General features: G+C 63.1%; 16 protein-coding genes. 7 read left to right on the top strand and 9 right to left on the bottom strand.

What is annotated here, in order from left to right; translation table 11 throughout:
* Window positions 1-111 precede the first annotated feature (111 nt).
* Window positions 112-783, top strand: a complete 672-nt coding sequence (locus tag AC3FOF_RS03730) for a phosphatase PAP2 family protein (protein ID WP_017229219.1) — start codon at window positions 112-114, stop codon at window positions 781-783.
* Here the strand turns inward: AC3FOF_RS03730 and AC3FOF_RS03725 are convergent.
* The gene (locus tag AC3FOF_RS03725) at window positions 749-2,308 is read right to left on the bottom strand and encodes a TerC family protein (RefSeq protein ID WP_017229218.1); all 1,560 of its coding nucleotides are present in this window, start codon (window positions 2,306-2,308) and stop codon (window positions 749-751) included. The two genes, AC3FOF_RS03730 and AC3FOF_RS03725, sit on opposite strands and share 35 nt — an antisense overlap.
* A gap of 283 nt (window positions 2,309-2,591) precedes the next feature.
* On the opposite strand from AC3FOF_RS03725, the gene AC3FOF_RS03720 reads away from it, so the two are divergent.
* From AC3FOF_RS03720 to AC3FOF_RS03695, 6 genes are all read left to right on the top strand, one after another.
* Window positions 2,592-4,133 carry a methyl-accepting chemotaxis protein gene (locus AC3FOF_RS03720; RefSeq protein WP_488725811.1) on the top strand — a complete coding sequence of 514 codons (1,542 nt, stop codon included), beginning with the start codon at window positions 2,592-2,594 and terminating at the stop codon, window positions 4,131-4,133.
* A 625-nt stretch (window positions 4,134-4,758) separates the two neighbouring features.
* Window positions 4,759-5,997 (top strand): carboxylate--amine ligase, encoded by a 1,239-nt coding sequence (locus AC3FOF_RS03715; RefSeq protein ID WP_488725810.1) that lies wholly within the window; start codon window positions 4,759-4,761, stop codon window positions 5,995-5,997.
* A complete protein-coding gene (locus tag AC3FOF_RS03710; protein WP_276268299.1) occupies window positions 5,997-7,298 on the top strand; it encodes an NAD(P)-binding domain-containing protein in 1,302 nt (433 codons plus the stop codon). Before AC3FOF_RS03715 ends, AC3FOF_RS03710 begins: the two co-directional genes overlap by 1 nt.
* Window positions 7,299-7,385: 87 nt before the next feature.
* The gene (locus AC3FOF_RS03705; protein WP_488725809.1) at window positions 7,386-8,696 is read left to right on the top strand and encodes a VpsF family polysaccharide biosynthesis protein; all 1,311 of its coding nucleotides are present in this window, start codon (window positions 7,386-7,388) and stop codon (window positions 8,694-8,696) included.
* Window positions 8,693-9,823 (top strand): glycosyltransferase, encoded by a 1,131-nt coding sequence (locus tag AC3FOF_RS03700; RefSeq protein WP_488725808.1) that lies wholly within the window; start codon window positions 8,693-8,695, stop codon window positions 9,821-9,823. The genes AC3FOF_RS03705 and AC3FOF_RS03700 overlap by 4 nt, the downstream gene beginning before the upstream one ends.
* An 88-nt stretch (window positions 9,824-9,911) precedes the next feature.
* Window positions 9,912-11,027 (top strand): hypothetical protein, encoded by a 1,116-nt coding sequence (locus AC3FOF_RS03695; protein WP_488725807.1) that lies wholly within the window; start codon window positions 9,912-9,914, stop codon window positions 11,025-11,027.
* Here AC3FOF_RS03695 and AC3FOF_RS03690 read toward each other — a convergent pair.
* The 8 genes from AC3FOF_RS03690 to AC3FOF_RS03655 form a co-directional block, all read right to left on the bottom strand.
* Window positions 11,024-12,514, bottom strand: a complete 1,491-nt coding sequence (locus AC3FOF_RS03690) for a WecB/TagA/CpsF family glycosyltransferase (RefSeq protein WP_488725914.1) — start codon at window positions 12,512-12,514, stop codon at window positions 11,024-11,026. The genes AC3FOF_RS03695 and AC3FOF_RS03690 overlap by 4 nt on opposite strands.
* Before the next feature lie 38 nt (window positions 12,515-12,552).
* The gene (locus AC3FOF_RS03685) at window positions 12,553-13,758 is read right to left on the bottom strand and encodes a glycosyltransferase (protein ID WP_488725806.1); all 1,206 of its coding nucleotides are present in this window, start codon (window positions 13,756-13,758) and stop codon (window positions 12,553-12,555) included.
* Between the two features lie 53 nt (window positions 13,759-13,811).
* Window positions 13,812-15,248 carry an oligosaccharide flippase family protein gene (locus AC3FOF_RS03680; RefSeq protein WP_488725805.1) on the bottom strand — a complete coding sequence of 479 codons (1,437 nt, stop codon included), beginning with the start codon at window positions 15,246-15,248 and terminating at the stop codon, window positions 13,812-13,814.
* Between the two features lie 57 nt (window positions 15,249-15,305).
* Window positions 15,306-16,877, bottom strand: a complete 1,572-nt coding sequence (locus AC3FOF_RS03675; RefSeq protein ID WP_488725804.1) for a glucosamine inositolphosphorylceramide transferase family protein — start codon at window positions 16,875-16,877, stop codon at window positions 15,306-15,308.
* Window positions 16,870-17,661, bottom strand: a complete 792-nt coding sequence (locus AC3FOF_RS03670; protein ID WP_017229203.1) for a hypothetical protein — start codon at window positions 17,659-17,661, stop codon at window positions 16,870-16,872. Before AC3FOF_RS03670 ends, AC3FOF_RS03675 begins: the two co-directional genes overlap by 8 nt.
* Before the next feature lie 71 nt (window positions 17,662-17,732).
* Window positions 17,733-19,220 (bottom strand): GumC family protein, encoded by a 1,488-nt coding sequence (locus AC3FOF_RS03665; RefSeq protein ID WP_488725803.1) that lies wholly within the window; start codon window positions 19,218-19,220, stop codon window positions 17,733-17,735.
* Between the two features lie 3 nt (window positions 19,221-19,223).
* Window positions 19,224-20,021 carry a polysaccharide biosynthesis/export family protein gene (locus AC3FOF_RS03660; protein ID WP_488725913.1) on the bottom strand — a complete coding sequence of 266 codons (798 nt, stop codon included), beginning with the start codon at window positions 20,019-20,021 and terminating at the stop codon, window positions 19,224-19,226.
* A 722-nt stretch (window positions 20,022-20,743) separates the two neighbouring features.
* Window positions 20,744-22,126, bottom strand: coding sequence for an undecaprenyl-phosphate glucose phosphotransferase (locus AC3FOF_RS03655; RefSeq protein WP_017229199.1), 1,383 nt, complete (start codon window positions 22,124-22,126; stop codon window positions 20,744-20,746).
* Window positions 22,127-22,512 lie beyond the last annotated feature (386 nt).

Below are 22,512 nucleotides of genomic sequence, written 5' to 3'. Positions count from 1 at the left end.
TACCGCCAGGTAGCGCCGCGCGCGGTCCGGCCCGCCTGGGCGAGTAACATGCCCACGGAAAACCCGCGGCGATGCCACGATGGCGGCGCCTTCAACTCACGAAATATCACGATGCCGGTTTCCTGGATCACGATCACGAATTTTGGCGGCGCGGCCGTCATGCTGCCGGCCGCCGCCGCTATCACAGCGTGGCTGCTGCTTGGCCGCGTATGGCGGATGGCACTGGCATGGGCGCTGCTGTTCGGCATCGGCGCCTTGCTGGTGGCGCTCAGCAAGATGCTGTTCCTGGGCTGGGGCATCGGCATCCGCGCGATCGACTTTACCGGCATCAGCGGCCACGCCATGCTGGCCGCGGCGGTATTTCCCACCGTGGCGCACCTGGTGCTGCAAAAGCGCTCGCCGCACGTTCGCCTGTGCGGGGCGGCGCTGGCGCTGGCGCTCAGCCTCGGGGTCGCCGTGTCACGCGTGGCGCTGATCGCCCATTCGGTTTCCGAGGCAGTGGCGGGCTGCGCGCTCGGGTTCGCGGTCAGCGCGGCTTTCATCCACCTGACGCGCAAGCTCGAAGCGCCAAGATTGAGCGCGCTGCCCATGGCGCTCAGCTTGTTCGTGCTGATCATGCTGCTGCATGGCGAACGCCTGCCTACGCAGCGCTGGATCACGGACGCGGCGCTGCAATTGTCGGGGCGCGAGCATCCCTTCCGGCGGGCGCGCTGGAAGGCAAGCGGCTTGCCAGGCGTCACGCCTGCCATCACCCGGCAGCCGGCGCGTCTCCCACATACCTGACTTCAACGCTATCGATCCGGCGATCGGACACTGCGACAACCGTGAACCGGTAGCCCTGATAGTCAAACACGGTATCCGGCGACGGCACCGCCCCGAGGTGGGCAAGCAGGAACCCGCCGAGGCTGGAGAACGAAGCGCCCGCGCCAGGCCCAGCCAGAGGGATCTCCAGCGTCCGCGCAATCGTGTGCAGGTCCGCGCCCCCGTCCATCAGCCAATGGCGATCGCCCAGCGGCGCGATCTCGGCTGCCTCGTCCTCGTCCGGGAAATCCCCTGCGATCGCCTCCAGGATATCCACCGGGGTCACCACGCCTTGCAAGGCGCCGTACTCGTCCGTCACCAGCACCAGCTGGCCGCGGGAATTCCTCAACGTCTCCAGCAACCGCAGGATGCCGATCGACTCGTGCACGATGATCGGATCCCGGACTGTCTTCGCCATATCGATATGGCCCTGCTCGAGAATGTCCCCGATCAGGTCTTTCCCCCGTGCGACGCCGATAACGTCATCCATCTGCGTGCGGCAGACCGGGAAGAAGCTATGGGGCGCGTCCAGAACCTGCTTCCGGATCGCCCCGGCATCATCTTCGACCCTGATCCAGGAGATATCGGCACGCGGGGTCATGACGGAGCGCACCGACCGTTCCGCCAGCGTCAGCACGCCGCTTACCATGTTGCGCTCCTCAGGCGCGAATGCGGTGGCCTGGGGCAGTGGCTGAGGTACGCCTTCCTGCTCCGCGACGGCGCTTTTGCGGCGGCCGCCGAGCAACCCGAGCACCGCGTCGGCCGTGCGCTGGCGCATCGGCAGCCGCGCTTCGTGGCGCCGGACATTCCTTCTCGCCACCTGGTTGAAGAACTCGATCACGACCGAAAAACCGATCGCCGCGTACAGATAGCCCTTGGGGATGTGGAAGCCGACGCCCTCCGCCACAAGGCTCAGCCCGATCATCAGCAGGAAACTCAGGCACAGGACCACCACGGTCGGATGTGCGTTGACAAAACGCGTCAACGGCTTGGATGCCAGCAGCATGACGCCAATGGCAATCACCACCGCCGCCATCATGACAGCCAGTTGATTGACCATGCCGACGGCGGTGATGACCGCATCCAGCGAAAACACGGCATCCAGGATGACGATCTGCGCGACCACGACCCAGAAACCCGCATAGTTCGACCTGCCGCCCTCCTCATGCGGCATGCCCTCCAGCCGCTCGTGCAATTCCGTGGTGGCCTTGAAGAGCAGGAACAGGCCGCCGAGCAGCAGGATCAGATCGCGCCCCGACACCGGCCAGGTTCCAACCGCGAACAGGGGATCGGTCAGCGTGATCAGCCACGACATCACCGAAAGCAGGCCAAGCCGCATCAGCAAGGCAAGCGACAGCCCGATGAGCCGTGCTTTATCGCGCTGACCGGGGGGAAGCTTGTCCGCGAGGATGGCGATGAATATCAGGTTATCGATCCCGAGAACGATCTCCAGCACCACCAGCGTAGCCAGGCCGATCCAGATGGAGGGGTCAGTCAGCCATTCCATTTTCTAATCCATTCCTTTGTAGTCCAGGAAGCCGGCCAGGCCGTCCTCCGCAAGTTGCATATTCTAAGGTAGCCGCGTTACCGATACAGTTGGGCGGCGCTCCGCCGGGCCTCTTCCCATCGGCACGCCGGCAGTGCCCGCACTAAAGTTTCTCCCCCGCTTGTCGTTACTCACCATAGTCCGCAACTACGTCCGCCATCGCGCGGTGCGGCAGGGAAAAGAGCGGATTGGCGCCTTGGGCGCCAGCCTTTCGCCGCCATTCATATCCAATCAGGTAGAAGAAATGAAGAATCTTGGAATTGGTGTACGCCTTGGCATCGGCTTCGGCGTGGTGCTACTGCTGTCAACGCTCATGACCGTCTTCGGCATCCTGTCGCTGCAGGCTGTCGCCGGGCACACGCACGACATGATGCAGCAGCCGCTGGCCAAGGAGCGGCTGGTCAGCGACTGGTATCGCCTCATGCACACCAGCGTGCGCCGCACGACTGCCGTGGCAAAGAGTGCGGACCCCTCGCTCGGCGCGTTCTTTGCCGCGGAGACCCAGGGGTCCGTCGTGGCCATTGCCGCGCTGCGGGACAAGATCCAGCCGATGCTGGTCTCCGCGGAGGAGAAGGCTGCGTTCCAGAAGATCCAGAGCGTGCGCGGCCCCTATAACGAGTCCCGCGACCGCATCACCAAGCTGAAGGCGGCGGGCCAGACGGACGAAGCCGACAGCGTGCTGGAGAAAGAGTTCGTGCCCGCCGGCAACGCCTATCTTGCCGAGGTCCAGAAGCTCCTGGATATCCAGCGCGCCAGCATCGACGAGACGGCGGGCAACATCAACGCGATCTATGAGACCGCGCGAACACGCCTGATCGTGTTCGGCGTGCTGGTATTGGCGATCGGCGCCGCCTTCTCCCTGTGGCTGACCACCGGCATCACGCGGCCGCTCCACCGGGCCGTTGGCTTCGCGCGGACCGTCGCATCCGGCGACCTGACCAGCCGCATCGAGGCGGACAGCAAGGACGAGACCGGCCAGTTGCTGCAAGCCCTGGCCGACATGAACGCCAACATTCTGCGCATTGTCAGCCAGGTACGCACCGGCACCGAGTCCATCGCCGCCGGCACCAGCCAGATCGCCGCGGGCAACACCGACCTGTCCCAGCGCACGGAAGAACAGGCGTCGTCGCTGGAGGAAACCGCTTCCAGCATGGAGGAACTGACCAGCATCGTCCGCCAGAATGCAGACAATGCAAGGCAGGCGAGCTCCCTCGCGGTCAATGCCTCCCACATCGCGGTCAAGGGCGGCGAAGTCGTCGGACAGGTAGTCGATACCATGGACGAGATCAACGGCGCGTCGAGAAAGGTGGTCGACATCATCTCCGTGATCGAGGGCATCGCCTTCCAGACCAATATCCTGGCGCTGAATGCCGCCGTGGAAGCCGCCCGCGCGGGTGAGCAGGGCCGGGGCTTCGCGGTGGTGGCCGGCGAGGTGCGCAGCCTTGCCCAGCGCAGCGCGACCGCGGCCAAGGAGATCAAATCACTGATCGGCGACTCCGCGGACCGCGTGGAAAAGGGCTCGCAGCTCGTCGCGCAGGCCGGCCAGACCATGGAGGAGATCGTGGGCGCGGTGAAGCGGGTGACCGATATCATGGGCGAGATCAGCGCCGCGTCCAACGAGCAAAGCGCTGGGATCGAGCAGGTCAACCAGGCGGTCAACCAGATGGACACCGTGACGCAGCAGAATGCCGCGCTGGTGGAACAGGCCGCCGCCGCCGCGGGGTCGCTGGAAGAACAGGCCCAGCGCCTGAAGCAGGCGGTGTCGACGTTCCGCCTCGCGGCGTAGGAGGCATTGGCAGACGCCAGGCAGAAGCGCCAAAGCCGCCTGGAATGACGACGATTGTTGCCCCCATCCCCTCTGGGCGGCTTAGCCAGGAGCCACTGGAAGCGAAGCCAACGGTTTGATCCAGGGCGCGGCGGCACTTGGCACACCCGCCATCTCCCGCCCCTCTCCCGCAAGCGGGAGAGGGGAGAAAACCGGCGGCACCATGGTTTTATCGGCAAAAAGAAGCCCCGCATGGGGCTTTCTTTTTGCCCTCCCCTCCAAGAATCCAGTCCGCCGCGAAAAAGAATGTAGTGGTCAGGTTTCTTCGGACAGGCTGACAGGTTGCTCTGCTGTTGGCTTGGCCTCGTAAGCGGTAGGCGATACACATCGTCGGCTGCACTGCACAGGTGCCGTTGAGAACACGCGAGAGCTTTGTCCTGGACGGTGCCTAGACCTCAGATTTCGGATCGACATCGGCAACTGACCGTGCCGACTGTGTGCGCGCGCGTACGGATGACGCGGCATCGTGCTCGCAGACTCGGGTTATCGGGTCCGGCCGTGCGAACACGGCAACCCCATCTGGACATGCCGGAGCGAGACCGTCGCCAACAATGTTGACGCGCTGACAGTGAGCCCGGCAGCTTTCATGGAAGATGATCACACGATCAGGGTCATGACAAAAGAAAGCCTTATCGAACAGAGAACTGCCGCGGTTATCGTCGGTGGCGAACTCAATGGGCTGGGACTGGTACGCTCAATGGGCCGTCAGAAAGTCCCCACCATTGCAGTCGATATTTCACGTGATAGGGCCGCATTATGGTCACGCTACGCCCGTGGCTGTTTGATTCGCAGCTTCACGGGACACCACTTTGTCGAGGATATGGTTGCGCTCGGCAAGAGATTCGATAGACGCCCGATTCTTTTCCTGACTGATGAAGATGCGGTTCATACGGTATCCGAGAATCGTGACGAACTCGCCAACTGGTTTCAGTTCCGTCTACCTTCGGACCATAACGTCAAGCTTTTGAGCAATAAGGCAGAGTTCCACGGGTTCGCTCTGCAGAACAACTTTCCCGTTCCACACTCGGTCATTCTGCGGAGCCAATCCGACCTCGGACTTCTGCGGCACCTGGGTTTTCCCTGCGTGCTGAAGCCCGATGACAAGCGCCAGGTATTGAGGGGGGACAAAGAGCGGGCAGTACGCGTCAATTCCCTGAGCGAGGCGCTGGAACACGCGAGCATCATGCTCCGCACGCCGGGCGGAGTCATCGCCCAGGAGTGGATCGAGGGCCCGGAGAGCAATATCTACTTCACCCTCTTCTATAGAGGTGCCGAGGGGCGGGTCGCGGGTATCTTTACGGGACGCAAGATCTTATGCTTCCCCCCTGATGTGGGCAGTACAGCCATCTGCATCGCGGCCCCCGAAGCGCGTGAAGCGCTTGAAGCGATGACGCTTGCCTTTGCCGAGTGCACCGGCTTCGAAGGCATGGGCAGCATGGAATATAAATGGGACGACAATCACAATAAATATATCATGGTTGAGCCAACCGTCGGCAGAACGGATTGGCAGGAAGAAATCGCGACATTGTGCGGAGTGAATATTCCGCTAGCGGCCTACAATTGCGAACTGGGACTTCCGGGAATAAAAAATACGACAAGCCCCACCCAGGTTGCATGGCGTGCAACCTTTATGCAAGCGCCACCACGCCATTTAATACCGGCACGAACCCGGTTGATTGATGGATATTTTCGCTGGGATGATCCACTGCCGGCATTTCAGTATTACTGCATGGATCGCACCATTAATCGCATAATCCGGCCATGGCGCATGCATCGAGAATTCTCGGGCGGCAACGGTAGCGGAAAATCCGCGGGGAAAATATAATGCCATCTACCGACACCGTTATTATCGGCGCGGGCCCCTATGGCTTGTCGGTTTCAAGCCACTTGACCGCGGCCGGCGTGCCACATGAAATTCTTGGGAATCCAATGCATGCCTGGCGGCATTTCATGCCGCCAGGCATGTTTCTGCGGTCGGAGGCATTTGCTTCGAATCTCTATGCGCCGCAGCGCGGCTACACGATGGAAGCATATTGCCGGCAAAACCATATCGCATACGAACCGGTGGGCATGCGACTGCCGCTGGAAACGTTTGTGGATTATGGCCTTTGGTTCCAGTCGCATCTCGTGAAACATGTTCGCAAGGTAGATGTGGTCGGAATCCACCGCAAGGATGGCTTATTTCGCCTTGATCTGAGCGATGGCAAACCGTTGGTTGCGCGGCGCGTGGTGATAGCGCTAGGCCTGAAGGGCTTTGAGCAAATGCCGCCAGTGCTGCAGGGCCTGCCCAGACCCTATGTAGCCCACTCCGGTGAATTCGGGAGCCTGGCTTGGGCGAAAGGCAAGAATATTGTCCTGGTGGGTGGCGGTCAATCTGCGCTGGGTCTCGCCGCCCTCCTGGGCGAGATCGGCGCGCGTGTCCGCATACTCGTGCGCGACGGGACCGTGACCTGGAATGACAGGCCGAAGTTGTCGCGTGGAATCATCTCCAGGCTATTAAAGCCGGAAGGAGGCCTCGGACCCGGGTGGCGTTCTTATATCTTCTCCGAATATCCATTCGTTTTCCACGAACTGGGTAGTCAACGCCGCAAGAGGATTATCGAGACCTCCTGGGGGCCTTCGGGCGCATGGTGGCTGCGCGATCGCGTGGCAGATGACGATATTATACTTAATACCGAAATCAATCACGCCGAAATCAAAGGCAATCAGGTAATTCTAGGGATCAAATCCGATGGCAAAACATCCAGCATTATGGCTGAACATGTTATTGTCGCCACCGGATTCCGTGTGGATATGAGGCAACACGCCTTCCTCTCGCAAGAGATCATGGATTCGCTTTCGGTCATCGGTGGCTCGCCAGAACTGACCCGTGATTTTGAGACCAGTATCCGTGGACTTTATGTTGTTGGACCAGCCTCCGCACGAAGCTTCGGCCCTGTTATGCGTTTTGTCTATGGCGCGAAGTATACGGCTCCGCGCCTGGCGCGGCATATCGGAAAGTGCTTCCTGGAAGACGCCAGAAGCAGTCGCCTCACTCAGTCAGTAGTCACCCCTCCGGAATTTGTGGAGGGTAGCGGTGGAAGCGGGTTGCCGGGACAGCCTGTTTTCCGGAACCCCCAGAAATAGCGGTGCGGACTGCAGGCCGCGCTACGTCGCGCAGCACATGGCACGTCACTGCGTTGTCCTTTCGCTCGGATTGGCAGGAGATCACAGATGAGACCCAACCGCGCCTATCAAGCTTCCGTTGTCGCGACCTGCCTGGCGATCGGCCTGTACATGACCGTGTCGCCAGCGCTGCTGACCGCCATTGGTGTGCCTTACATCACGACCACGGGCAATTTCATCTTCAAGCTTCATCCGGGGACCTATGCGTTGCTCGCCGCCGTGGCGTTCGGCCTGCTCTCCCGCGGCAATCCCCTCACATCGGCGATCCTTTCGATGCGCAAGCATCTGCCGCTCGTTCTGCATCTCTGCGGCATCCTGCTGTTGTTCGGCTACTCGATGCTCCGGTATGGCCCGTCGGGCTCGGCGTTCCTGATCGAAACGTTCATGGCGCCGGCCTTGATTGTGCTGGTGCTGGCAAACTTCCGCGCATCCGAGCAGCGGTTCGTCTATCGATTCATCCTTGGCCTGCTGGTTGTCAATTCCCTGATTGCAATCGGCGAGACGCTGTTGCAGCAGCATCTGGTCCCGTACATCGTCTCGGACGGTGTTGCGATCGAGGAAGAGTACTTTCGGGCCACATCACTGCTCGGCCACCCGCTGAACAATGCCATCATCACCGCCAGCCTGCTCTTCAGCACACTCGATATGCGCAGCCGGCCGGCCAAGGTGCTGCTGATCGGCCTGTTCGCGATCGCGTTGCTTGTGTTCGGTGGCCGAGCCGCCTCCATCGTGGCCGTCGGCGTGTTGAGTGCCTATCTGTTCATCAAGGCCTTCAGCGGAATTGTCACGGCGCGCTTCAGCTACGTGCAGATACTGGGCGGCGCGCTGCTCGCCCTCGTCCTGACCGCGCTGTTCGCAGGCGTGGTCGCGGTATCCGGATTCGGCGAGAGCATTTTTTCGCGGCTGTACCTGGATGACAGCGCAGCAATACGGATGCAGAACTGGCAGGTATTCAATTACATGACGCCGGGGGAGATCCTCTTTGGACTGTCGCCCCAGGACATCGTCCAAGTGATGTTCCGGCTCGGCCTGCATTACCCGTTCGAGACCATCGAGATTCCGTGGATCTACATGGCCATGCAGTTCGGCCTCTTCGGGCTCGCGGTTCTGCTGGTGTCGCTTGGTTCAGCGTCTGTCTGGTTTTACCGGCGGACCGCCGCAGGCGGCCGTCTCGCATTGCTGGTGTTTTTCGTGATTGCATCCACATATAGCTCGCTGGCCGCAAAAAACTGCGCCCTGGTGCTGCTGTTCGCCGCGGTTGCCAGCGTGAGCGGACTTGCCGTGCAACGCCCGCGCGCAGTCGCAAAACCGGCGCGCCCGCGGCAACGCGTCGGCGCAACACTGAAGGTGAGCACATGAAAGTGCTGCATCTGATCAATGGAGACCTCTACTCGGGCGCCGAACGCGTGGAAGATCTGCTCGCGTTGAACTTGCCGGCATTCGGCTATCACGCGGACGTTGCAACGCTCAAGCGCGGATGCTTCGCGCAATGCCGCCAGGCATCGGGCGCAAACCTGTTCGAAGTCACGATGCGCTCGCGCATCGACTTCCACGCAGCCTGGAAGATTGCCCGGCTCCTGCGCGCGGGGCAGTTCCAATTGCTCCACACGCATACGCCGCGCAGCGCGATGATTGGCGGAATCGCCGCCAGACTCGCGCAATGCCCTATGGTGCATCACGTCCACAGCCCGACCTCGCGCGACACCCAGACCGCCTGGCGCAATATGACGAATGCCACAGTCGAACGCTGGAGCCTCACAGGCGCACGCCGGTTGATCGCCGTATCGGACAGCCTGCGCAGCTATCTTGAGCAGGCGGGCTTCAACCCTGCGTCCATCAGTGTGGTTCCCAATGGCGTCCCCGTGCGCGAACCAGGCATCGAGTGGCGCGCACCCGCAGGGCCATGGGTTGTCGGCACCGTCGGTCTGTTCCGGCCGCGCAAAGGCATCGAGATCCTGATCGAGGCGCTGCACCTATGCCTGCAATCCGGCCTGGATGTACGGCTGCTCGCCGTCGGCAGCTTCGAGGAGGATAGCTATCGCCAGGCGATGGTGCGACTGGCCCGGAAGCTTGGCGTCGCGGACAGAATCGAATGGGCAGGCTTCAAGCTCGATGTCCGTGCCGAACTGCGGCGCATGCACATCTTCGCTCTTCCGAGCCTGTATGGCGAGGGCTTGCCGATGGCACTCATCGAAGCGATGGCCGCAGGCCTGCCCGTGGCCGCGACCGCCGTGGAAGGTACACCGGAGGTACTCACGCCTGCAGGTGCTGGGCTGCTCGTCGAGCCAGGCAACGCCAGCCAGCTCGCCAACGCCATTGCCTCGCTGGCCGCGCTCGGGCCACGCGCACGCGAGGTGGGCGACGCAGGACGCAGGCGTCAGATCGAGCGCTATTCGGACGCGGTGATGGCGCGCGCCGTAGCGGATGTCTACGACCTGGTGCTCAAGCCGCATGCGGGATGCCACGCGGAAGCGATTCCGTTGTAGCCTGGCATGAGATCGGGCGATTCTCGCCAGAATGCGCGTTTTGGGAAAACCATTGGCGCGCTCGCGCTGCCTACATCACGATCAATCCATGGATCGCCGTCAGTTCCTCGCAATGCTGGCTGCCGCGAGCTGTAGAACCGCCCTCGCCGCATATGGCGATGCCGGTGGCGAGAGCGCTGGCCCCATCGCCCAAAGTCAGCAGCGCAGCACCGCCGGCAGTGCTGATAGTGCCGGCGGCATGTCGGCAGCGTCACCCGCGTCTTCCGCCAGCGGAGCATCCCTCGCCATGCATCGCGATCCAGACCTGCAGCCCTTCAGCAACGCGAGCGTGTGGAATGCCGGAATCGGCTCGGGAGCCCGATGGAGTCGCCCCGAAGACCCCGACACCCTCGATCTGCGAGCACCGTCGACATGGATAAACGCCGGCGAATGGTCGATGCCGTTCTACGTCGGCGCGGCCACCGATCCGCTTGTGACTGTGACGTGCACCGACACACTCTACCCGGTTCCGCCGCAACGGATTCATATGCCGGCCGGCGCTGTACCTGCAATGCCCGTCAACGGCGACAGGCACATGAATTTCTTCGACGAGACCCGGCCGGGTCTGATGTGGTCTTATTGGGGCTGCTCGGGCAATACGGAGACGGGCTTCACCGCCGGGCTCGGCACGGTCGATCATGTCTGCGCCGACCTGCCCGGAGACTACAACTTCGGCATCGGCACGATCCGCCAATGGGAACTCGACGCCGGCGCGATCCATCACGCGCTGCGCATCGTGCTCCCGACCAGCAGGACCAGGTCGCCCGGCTCGACGTGGACGAAGGGCATCCCGTGGCCCATGAGCCACGAGGACTACAATGGTCCGACAGAATACACGGGGAATGTCATTTTCGGTTCGACCATTGGGATTCCGGCCAGCGTCCCGCTGTCATCGCTCGGCCTGACGAGCGGCGGCCTGCTCCTTGCGACCGCCTTGCAGACGTATGGGGCCATGCTGCGCGACACAGCCGGCGCCGATGGCCCTCTGCTGTTCTTCGCCGAACCGTCAGCCGAAGGATCGGTGGTGCTTGCCCAGATGCGCAGCGACCTTCCGAAGATACAGGCCCTGCTGTGCGTTCTTCGCAATCAATCGCCGGGCACGGTGAATGGTGGTGGAAAGCCGATCGCCCCGACGCCGTTGCCGTTGAAACCGGGACTCTGCTAAGCGGGCTCCTCGACCACCCGGGCAGGCGCTGCCGCGGACAGGCGACGCTGGTTCATTATCGTGCCGAGCACGTTGGCGCGAACCGAGCGGAGATCGTCAAGGATGTCGCGCACCCGTGCTATCTGGGTGTGTTCCGCATCGACAACCATCATCACCGCGTCCACGTTGGAGGCGACCACCAGCCCGAACTGCGAAGCATGTGGCGTGCTGCTGCCGACGACCACTTCATCGAAGCCGTCGCGCAGTTTCGCCCATAGTGCGCTCTGGGCTATCATCGCGTGGGCCGCGTAGTCGGGTTCACGCAAGCCCCTGAAGGCAGTGTATGAAAGCGTGCCCGATACCTGGCGCACGGCACTCTCCAGAGGCCGGCCGCACCGCAGGCAATCCAGCACGCCCAGCTCGACGTCGGGATCCTCAGCCGAAATAAGCAGTACCCGCCGCTTGCACAATTGCGCGGACAGGCTGGCGTAAGCGAACGCCACGTCCGGCACCCCCGCCCCCCAGGACGTGCCGAGGAACTGCAACAGGCGCGCCGGACGGCTGCCAAGCGCGGTGTCGATGCGGCTCACCAGTTGGGCCATCGACATGTCAAAGTCCCGAGCCGGGCCCGCCTGCCCTTCCGCCTCCGTGCTCCCCACGCTCGGCCGCATGCAATGCTCGACATCGCGCGACGGCTGGCCATCGCTTGCAGGCACAGACCATGAGCGCCCAGACCCGCTCATGGCATCGCGCGCCGCCATCATTTCACGCGCCAGCAAACCGGGAAAGACGAGCGCGTCATGCGCGTAACGCCGCGAGAGGCGCCCCGGCTCTGACGCAACGCGATGCAGCCATTCGAGTCCGTGTTCGCGCATCCAGAGCGGCGCACGCGCCTTTTCGCCGGCCACGAAGTCGATCGCAGCGCCCACACATAGCGCGACCTTCGCGTCAACGCTATGCCGGTTCGCGTGAATCCACAGTTCCTGCTTCGGAGCGCCAAGACCGATGATCAGGATATCCGGCTTGGCAGCACGGATGGCGGCGAGGACCTTGTCGCGCTCGCGCGGCACGTTCTCGAACCCGAATGGCGGACTGGATGTCCCCACCACCTCGATGCCATGCCACAGGTTCTGAATCATCACGGACGCGCGTTGTGCGACGCCGGGCGCAGCGCCGAGCAGATAGACGCTCCTGCGGCGGTCCCCGGAAGCGAGGCGATCGAAGAGACTCGGTATCAGATCGCTGCCCGGCACAACGCCCGGCAAAGGACGTCCGAGCACTCGCGACGCCCATACGACCGGCCTGCCGTCAGCCAGCACCATCGACGCGTCCCTGTATGCCTGCCGGAAGGCCTGTGAAGCGTCCAGCTTCACAATATGATTGACGTTCGGTGTCACCACGTAGCGGCACGGCCCCGGAGGATCTTCGAGCCAGGCCAGAATTCTCTCGATTGCGGCGTCCATGCCTATCGCATCGACTTCGATGCCAAACAGATTTGATTTTTTCATGATCACGGCGCGTCTGATTGTTTTGGTGTTTTATGGTCTCAGGCCTGCTTTTCGCGATGGGCAATCCCGAGCCGGGCGAAGAGCATGCGATAGCCGCACACGCTCTTTTCCACGGTGAAATCCTGCGCGCGGGATTGCGCAGCTTTCACGTCGCCCGGCGAAATCAGCGCCCGGCCGATGGCTTCAGCGACAGCCTGTGCCGAATCCTGCGCGACCAGCTCGCCGTAGCGCCCGCCCGCGAGAACCTCGCGCGGCCCTACCGGACAATCCGTGCTGACGACCGGAATCCCCGCAGCCATGGCCTCCACCAGCACATTGCCGAACCCCTCGAACTTCGACGTCAGCACAAACACGGCGGCGCGGTGCATATAGGCGAGCACGCGCGGGCTTTGACCGGGCATGCGCACGCAAGCCGAGAGTCCTTCGCGGCGAATCCTCTCTTCCAGGCCGGCGCGCTCCGGCCCCTCGCCCAGGATGAGAAGGCGTGCAGCGCTGCCGCGCTTGCGCAGCAGCCCGAACGCGTCCAGCAGCAGCGGCAGATTCTTCTCTACGCTCAGGCGGCCCACGGCAAGCACGACCGGCGGGGCGCCTTCGGCGAACCAGAGGTCATCGACCGGTGCGTCGGCGAGTGCCTGCCAGTCAGGCGTGAGCACCGGGTTGTAGATCACCTGCACGAGTTGCCGCCTGTGCGGCCCCAGCAGGGTCGCCAGATCGTCGGCCACGCCGCTCGAAACAGCAACGACAGCGTCCGCGAGCCCATAGGCAAACGGCAGCAGCCAGGGCAGCACCCGGTATCGCCACTCGGAGCGAGAGCGCATCAGCGCTGTCACCGGCGCATGCTCGGTCAGGACAAGGCGGCATGCGCGTCGAGACACCAGCACGGCCGCGACCGCCATGATGTTGTTATGGGTCAGCCCGGAGACCAGGACATCGGGCCGCTCGCGGCGCAGCAGGCGCGCAAGCCGCGGCAAGGCGCCCCGCGTGGATCCGACCCCGAGATCGGCGATCGGCAGGTCGCCAGCGAGTTCCCGCGCCATGCCTTGCATGGTATGGAGCACCAGCGTGACCTGACAACCCTCGCGTGCCAGTCCTTGCGCCAGACGGACCATCGCGACCTCCGCGCCACCCACTATCAGCTTCGGCAAATAGATCATCACGTGTTCGCCCGCAGTCACGCGAGCCCGCGGCCGAGTTCGCGCGGGTGCGCCGATATCGGGAAGTGCATCGCTCATCCGCGTCTTCATGGTGTCATTCCTTTTCGGTCGCCCGCCGGCATATTTTTCCTGTCAGGCCCCTGCTAGCTACGGAACTCCACGAAACGCCGATACAGGAATGCACGCATTCCCGCGACATCCAGCGCAAGACACGTGGCGGCGTATACCGCGACGCCAAGCGACACCGCGCCCGCGAGTCCCCCAAACGTTGGCGGCAGGTCCAGGCCGCGAATGGCGGCCATCATGGCGGCCGATGCCAGGACGATGCGCAGCGCCGGCCCAACGGGAAAGTCGAACTTCAACGCGCGACGGCCCAGCACGATGCTGCTGGCAAGCGCCACCGCGTGTGCGATCAGCGACGCCCATACGGCCCCCATCAAGCCAATCCGCGGCAGCAATACGAAGTTCAGGACCACGTTCAGCAGCGCCGCCGGACCGACACACCAGAGCACTGTCGTAGTGCGCTTGCCAAGAATGAAGGTGTGATCGAAGTAGTGAACCTGCATGCCGCTCATCAGCGCGGAGATGACGATCCACGGCATGATCTGCAGCGCCTCCTCGCGAAACGCAGGTCCGATCAGCACCGCCCCAAGCTGTGGTCCCGCAGCGATCAACCCGGCGCATGCCGGCAGTGCTATCGACAGGAGCAGCGTGCCATTGCTTGTCATCTGCTTGCTGGCGGCCGAGCTGCCATGCGTCTCGAGTGCACGCACGGTCAGTGGAAACGCCGCCATGCTGATGGCGATAAAGATGCTCCCGATCGATCTGTCGATGGTGTTGTAGGCCACGGAATAAATGCCGACCTCGCTCGAACCGAGCAGATATTGAATCACGATCCGGTCCGCCGCATTCAGCGCATAGCCGAGCGTATTGACCAGGATCAGCGGCCCGCCAAACGACAAAAGCGAGCGCAGCACCCGTGCATCGGCTGGAACGCGCGTGACGCGCACGATCGCCTGGAAGTCGATTGCGCATCCAACCAGCGCGCCGGCGACGAGGCCGAGCAAGACGCTGCGCGCGCCGTCGTGGCGGACCATCAATATCGAAACGCCGAGGCCAAGTGCAAGCAATGTCTGGCTACACTCGATCAGATTGTAGCGAACGATCTTCGCGCCACCGCGGTTGAGGGCCTGGTTGATCGACACAAGGCTGCGTGTCAGCACGAGCGGCAACCCCAGCCAAAGCCCGTCCAGGAGGTCCTTGTGGAACGTGCCGAACAACAGCACGGCCACATAGCCTGCGGAGAGCAGCGCCGAACTCAGCGCCGCGCCCCTGTAGACGCTTGCGGCGAAGACCGGCATGTTGGCATCGATCTCCGCCCGGGCATAAAAACGAGTCGCACCGACTTGCAGCCAATAGAAGAATCCCGCCTGGCACAGAAGCGTGACGTTGACGACAACGGAATAGACACCATAGTCGGCAGGACTGAGCATGCGCGTGTAGACGTACACGGAGGCAAATGCCGTGATCGCGGGAACCACGTTGGCCGGCAGATAGCCGAGGACATGCCGAACTAACACTTGCCACGCTCCCCGTTGAAATGCCACGCCGAATGAAGGCCAGGCGGCCGTTTTGTTTTATAGCTTGTCCTGGGCTCGGGCCTTGGACAGGGCGAACGAGCGACGTATGCGGGACATACGCGAGGCGATCTTGCGCCCTACTACCGCAAAGTTGATTCCGTAGCGCTTGCCGTCCACCAGCATGCGGTCACCCCATTCCGATATCGTGTGGAGCCCGTGCGGATTCATCCGGTCCCCTGCCGGGCTCACGATTCCGACCACCTCTTCCCGATAGAGGTCCGGCGTGCAATGCAGGATGCGATTGACGGCGATCGCCTGTCCGTATCCACTCCTGCACACCTGCGCCACCCGCAGAAGCTGATTTCCGTCCTTCACGACGGAGCCCGCCGAACGGGCCGAGCAATGATCGATCTTCACGGGATTCTGCGGATGCGCACGCCACGGCCCGAGAAGATCGGATGCATAGCACAGGCACAGGTTGTCGAATGCCCCCAGCGACACGTCGGTGTACGCCAGCCAGAAATAGCCATCGTGCTCAAAGATCGTAGGATCAGCGGCTTCCGTCTCGTATAGCGGCACCGCGACCTGCAACCATCGTCCGTTGTCATCCTGGCGGTTCAACACGCAACGGCGGCTTTGCGCCGACTCCGCGACGCAATACAGGACACCGGCGTGACGGAACAGGTAGGGGTACGACAAATGCCCCGGCAAACCAAGATCGACCGGCTCCGGCCGAGCCAGCACGGCAACTCCATCGAGCTTGAGCTTGACAATGCGTCCAACGCCACGCCCAACGTCGTATTCCTCGCAATAGAGCTCGTCGTTGCGGCCCGGCACGCCAAATGGATCGGCCCAGTAATACGACGACACGCGCTCGCCGATCCATCGTACCGGCAGGCGTTGCGAGCGCAGCGCTTCATTGGGCGTCATGTCGACGACACCCAGCATCCACTGTTCGACCAGCAGAATGCGTGCAAGCCGCCGCAGCACGTGATTCTTCCGTCCGCGCGCCTTCCAGATCAACCTTTGTACCGATGTCGGGCGCGATCCGCGTGCTTTCCACGCGGGGCGAGGATCGAGCGCGCCGAGCGCGCGGATCTCGCGCAGCGCCGCAAGCAGCAGCGTTTCGGCAAAGGTGCACAATCGCTGCAGCGAAACGTCCTCGGAGGGATCGACATACGCCGCGGCGCTGTCGATCAGCGTGATCGCCGCCGCCTTGCTTGCAACCAGGTGAAGACGCGCACCCACTCCCGACGCGATCGTTTCGAGTCCGTGATGCGCATCCCCGAGCACCACGTCTCGCCCGTCGCAAAGGCGCCATATACCCTCGACGGCGTAGCGATGCGAGCCCGCATCGAGCCGACCGCTCAGATCGACGATTGCCGTGACCGTGCGTGCCTCGGGCGGCGTGCCCACGCGGCCGGATCGCGGCGGACCGCCGTTCCCGCCATCGACCGATGCCGCATCCCAGACAAGGGGCTCGCACAGGCCGGACCCTCGCAGCCGGTTCACCAACTGTTGCTCCCAGCAAGCCGGATCGCGTGAAGCAAGCACAATCGCAATGGCAGGAAGAGCGGCAGTGCTCGAGGCCGCGCTCGAAGCCTGGCGCTCGTCCCGGATGTCATTCATCGTCGCCTCGCGAACCGGACCGCCCCTCCCACGTATCGTGGTTCAGTACCGCGCCCAGCACGGGCGCGTTGACAGCATCGAGCGAATCCAGCAACGCCTGCGCAGAAGTCTCCAGCGTGCGGCCGGCCTCGATGACAACGACAACGCCATCCGCGCGTGACGCGATCGCAAGCGCGCCGAGAGAAATATCGACGGGCCTGCAATCGACCACGACTTCATCGAACGCCTCGCCGATCTTCCGCCAGACGGCGACATCGGCCATCAGCATCTCCGCATCGCGATCGCTGGTGAGCTCGCAGTTCAGCGCGCCATAGGAGAGCGTGCCGTGCAGTGTGGAGATGGCGTCGCTCAGCGGTCGCCCTCCGGACACGCACGCAAGCACGCCGGGGGCACCTCGGCCTTCGTCGGCGGACAGAAGCAACACTCTGCGCTGGCGCAGGGCGGCCAATGCGCTTGCATACGCGAAGGCAACAGTCGAGGCGCCGGCGCCACGGTTCGCACCGATGAATTGCAGCACGCGCTTCGTGCGGCCTGAAAGCCGCACGTCGATGCGATGGACCAGATCGGCAATATGGGGCTCGCATGCGCTGAAGAGCCAGTCCGTGTGATTCGGCGGGGTCTCGCAGTGCGGATCATCGGAAGCGGCATCCTCGCGGCCCTGCGCGCCATCTCCCGGGCCCTCCGCCTGCGGCTCCCTGCGCAATGCCCTTGGCCATGCGCGGTTCCGCGTGGCATCGGGCTCGATCTTCGCATCGCGGTGGCGTAGCCTCTGCACTGATGTCATGATATGTCCCCCTCGAAAGATCTCCTGGCCTCATCCCGGATCGAACCGCGTTCGCTGCCGTGAAGATCCGGTCAATGCACAGCGGGAATATCGGCGAGCACGGGTACGCCGAGCGAGCGCTCGACAGCTTCCCGCGAAAGGAAGGTCGGCCGCATCAGCGCGAGCGCAAAGGCAGCCGTCAGCGCGCAGCACAGGCTTAGCACCAGGCCGACGCCGAAGATCACCAACTGATAGGACTTGGCGGTAACCGGACGAAGTCCGCTCTGGATAATGCTCACGTTGGCCTGCGCTTTCTGATCGCGTTCATCCATCAGGCGGGCATCCTGCAGCTTGCGCACGTTCTCCATGTAGCCGTCTTCGACCAGCTTGCGCTCGCGATTCAGGCCCTCGACGCGCGATTGCAGTGCCGACAACTCCGCGATCCGTCGCGTAATCGCGGTTCGTTGATCCAGCAGCGTCGCTCGGCGCGCCGCTGCCGAGCCGGCCTCGGTGCGGGCGCGGATCAGATCGGTTTCGACCGCATCGCGCACCGGATTGCGCCCGGTGCGCACGACACTGCGGGGCTGGGCTTCCTGCTGGCGAATGAAGGTCTCGGCCTTGTCGATATCCTTGCGCACATCGACAACAAGAGGGTTGTCGTCGAAAAACCTGCTCGTCAGGTCGCGCTCCTTGAGCCGCAGCTCGAGCAGCTTTTGCTTCGCGGCGTCGACCGCCCCGACGGGCGAAGTCTCCCGCAGAAGCTGGATGTCGCCAGGAACGGCCGCAAGGCTTCTACTCAAGGTCTGCACCCGGTTCACACCGGAATCCGCGTCCTGGACGGCCTCGGCGAGCTTGAGCTCCATGACATTGCGCTCGTTGAGCAGCAGCGTCAGCTCATGATCGAACGACACCACGTTGTGCTCACGCCGGAACTGCGAGAGGTCGCCATCGGCTTTGGCAAGGCGCTGCTGGTACTTTTCGACCTGTCCTTCCAGGAAGGCGCCGCGCGGACTCGCGAATATGGCCCTGCGCCTGTCGAGATAAGCGGCCACGATATGGTTCACGACCTGAGCGGCGATATCCGGGTCCGGGTGCCCGAACGTCACCTGAATGACGTTGCTATCCTTGAGAAGCTCCGCCTTGAGCTGCTTGTTTACCCGTTCAGCCGCAACGGCCATCCGCTTCGCGGCCGAATCCTTCAACTCGTTCGCAATCGAGGGGTACACCTTGTCGATGCCGACTTCGCCCAACGCGCGATCGATCACGTCTCGGCTTTGCAGGATCTGAACTTCGGCATGCAGCGTCTGATCGCGATCGAACGACATCGGCTGAGCGTTGCCGTCCCGGTTGTCCGGGTTGTAGACGTACTCCCGCCCGAACCTCACCAGCAGCGACGATGTCGACTGGAAGACCGGCTTCGGAATGAAGGAGAGAATAGTGAAGAGCAGCATCGGCAGCGCGAATGCTCGCAGGATCCACTTCCGATCCCGCTTCAGTGCCGCGGCCACTTCACGCAGGGTTGCCCGTGCCTCCAATGTACTGCCGAGTGAGGACGGGTCGGTTTCATCGAACGCGCGCATGGCTCAGTTCCCCACCATGTTATGGTTGATCACGTAGGAAAACGCGGTATTGAACGGAATGTTGCGACGGATGTATTGATCGATCCACAGGTTCAGGTTCGCCACCGCGGAGCGCTGCACGATGACGACATCGAACGGCTGCAAGGTGACATCCTTCGACTGCGCTTTGCCATCCATCACGGCCGCGGCGTCGACACTCAGCATTTGCGCGTTTCCGTCGGGGGCGCGGCGCAGGATCGAAACCTTGCTGGCGTCCGCCGTCTCCTTGAAGCCCTGCGCAACCAGAATCGCCTGCAACGCGGTGAGCGAAGGCGACAGCGGCTGAACGCCGGGATGCAGTACCTCGCCGCCCACGAAGACCTGCTGGCTGCCAAAGCCCTTGACGATGTTGATCGCAAGATCCGGACGCCGCAGCTTTGCCGAATACGCCGCCTTCAGTTGCCTGGCGAGGTCGTCGGCGGTGCGGCCCGCCGCCAGCTGCGAGCCGATCAGAGGCAGGTCGATGTGACCGTCCGGACGAACTGTCGCGACCGTATTGAATTCAGGCACGAAGTCGAAGCGCACCGAGAGCTCATCGCCGGGAGAAATGAGATAGATACCGGCGTCAGGCGCTCTGCTTGCATCGGGCGCGGGGGCTTGCGGAGCCGACACTTGCGGCCCTGGCGGGATGATCAGGCCGGTGTTCGGATCAGGCGGCAATTGCGCGTGTGCCGCCGAGCCGGCCGCGAGCAGGCACGCGCATATCCCGGCTTTGCACCAGATGCGGCCCGGGGATTGCCTGGTTCGAGTTCTTGATGTCATTTTCACTCCCTTTCACGCTCGGGGCCTCTCGTTTCCGATGCAAGCCCAACACGGCAGGTGCCGCGCCGGACCGGGCAAGGGCGTCAAAGGCGGCGTTCCAGTTGGGGATATGGGTCCGGCGATCGGCATGCTCTCCTGGTGCGCCGATGCGCAGCCCAGCCGATCGCCGATGGCAAGCGGCCGGACTCGCGCTTGATGAGCTTGCAGCATTCGCTGGATTGCGTCCTCATTCCCCTCATGGCCGCAGAGGCGATCCCGGCGGCGCTGCCGTCTTTCGGCAGGGGAAACATACGGACGGCGGCAGTGGCGCGGAAAACGACATGAACGATGCGCAGCCCGGAATCGGCGCGCATGCGCACTGGCATGGGAGGGTTCCGGCATCGGCTCCCAACCCTTGCGCGGCAATGCCGACAACACAGGGTTGACATGCGGATCCGGTCGCTGATTGAACATCTTTCTCCCCCCCGGCCCATCAAAAAAACACGTGATTCAACGCCGGCCCGTCTCTCGCGGGGTCCGCGCCGGCCGCCTCTACTGTGGACCTGGCTCGCACGGCATCTATCTTTGCTCTTATTTAAATCTACATATGGTCAACCCAACAGTGGACACACGGATGATCCCTGCTCATCCTTCGGTAGGAATGAAGGCCGCGCGGGAGCGGGTTGCAGTGCAGCAATCATCAGGACTTGGCTGTGCATGGCATGCCGGCAACTGCCGGACCATCAGTGCAGCAGGCTGTGCAGGATGATGTGCAGATCCAGACGGAACGACCAGTTGCGGATATAGAAGATGTCGAACTCAACGCGCCTGCGCATGGTTTCCATGGCGTCGGTCTGGCCACCCAGGCTGTTGATCTGCTCCCAGCCGGTTATGCCGGGCCTGACGCGATGGCACAGCATGTAGCGATCGACAATTCCCTTGTAGAGTTCGGCATGCTCGATGGCGTGCGGACGCGGGCCCACCACCGACATATCGCCACGCAGCACATTGAAGAGCTGTGGCAGCTTGTCAAGCCCGGTACGGCGCATGAAGCCCCCCACGCTTGTCACGCGCGCATCTCCGCGCACGACCCGGGTGATGCCGCTTGCCTCCTTGCGCTGCTCCATGGTGCGGAATCCGTAGAGGCGGAAGGGCTGTCCATCCATGCCCAGGTGAGCCTGGCGCGACAGCACGGGCCCCCGGGACGAGAGCTTGACCAGCGCCGCCAGCACCAGTAGCAGCGGCGCCAGGCCGATCAGCGCGACGACGGCGAATACGCGATCGAAACTGGCCTTGAGTACACCGGTAATGCCTGACATCGTGGGACTGTTGAGATCGATGACCGGCAGGCCGAGGAACTCGCCAAAGCGGTGGCCGAGCAATTCGACCGACATGATGTCGGGTACCCAGCGGATATCGATCAGATCATTGCGGAAGTGTGACACCACGCTATAGAGATCGCGGCAGGCTGCCATCGGCAGCGTCAGCCAGATTTCATGCACACCGTTGCTGCGTACGAAGGCACAGACGTGCTCCAGCGACTCAAGGCGCATCACGCCGGCGGGCACCGGCCGCGTGCCTTCGTCGTAGATGCCGACCACGTTGTAGCCAGCGCCACGATTGCTCCGCACGCGTTGGTACATCTCGTCACCGAGCGAGCCATAGCCCAGGATGACCACCCGCTTGGCGTTGATACCCGCTTTGCGCGCGCTGTCCAGCATGCAGTAAAGCGCGATTCTCGACGCTGGCAACGCTACCGCCACGCTCAGCAGCCAGCTCATGTACCAGAGGCGGGAAAGCGCAGCCGACTGGTGCAACAAGTAAGCCGCGGCCACGCCGAGGAAACAGACTGCTCCCCAGGCTGCCAGCGTGCGCAGCAACTGTGCGGCCCGGCTGCGGCCGCGCCAGGACTTGTATAGCCCACAGGCGGGAAATACCAGCAAGGTGGTTACGGTGCACAAGGCAGTGATGAAGCCATGCACGGGAGCGGCACCGCTCATGCCTTGCGGAAATATCAGCTCGGCTGCCGCCACGCCGCAGCCCGCGACAATACCCGCATCGGAGAAGCGATATAGGTGTTGCAGGGCGGCTTGCCGCGCTGCAACAAATGCGCAGACCGTTGACATGAGTGGGGTCTCCGTCGGGCATGCCGGACCGTTGATGGAGACCATGGTCGTGCTGCACCCAAACCCGGTCTGTTTGCTTGCGTACGCATCGGGATGGGAGGCAGGCCGCCGGCTCGACAACGCATTGGGGCGCTGTCACGCGCACACGGCGGGTGTCGCCTGCGTGCGCAGCGTTGCCGAATCTGCCCGGCCCGCGCCGCGCTCGCGCTTGCGGCAAAGCGGGCCGGTGTCGAAGCGCAATTGCACATGCCAGCGGATCGCGAGGTGTTGTATCTGACGGCGCCAGACAGGGAGCAGCCGTTGCGCCCCCTGCCCGTATGTGCTTGGACGCCTGCCGTCCTGGCGAGGACAATGCGGGTCGAAACGGCCGCCGGTATCGCCAGCAG

The organism is Cupriavidus sp. 96C5-1, from assembly GCF_057798855.1.
This window is presented reverse-complemented; position numbering and strand designations above follow the sequence as displayed.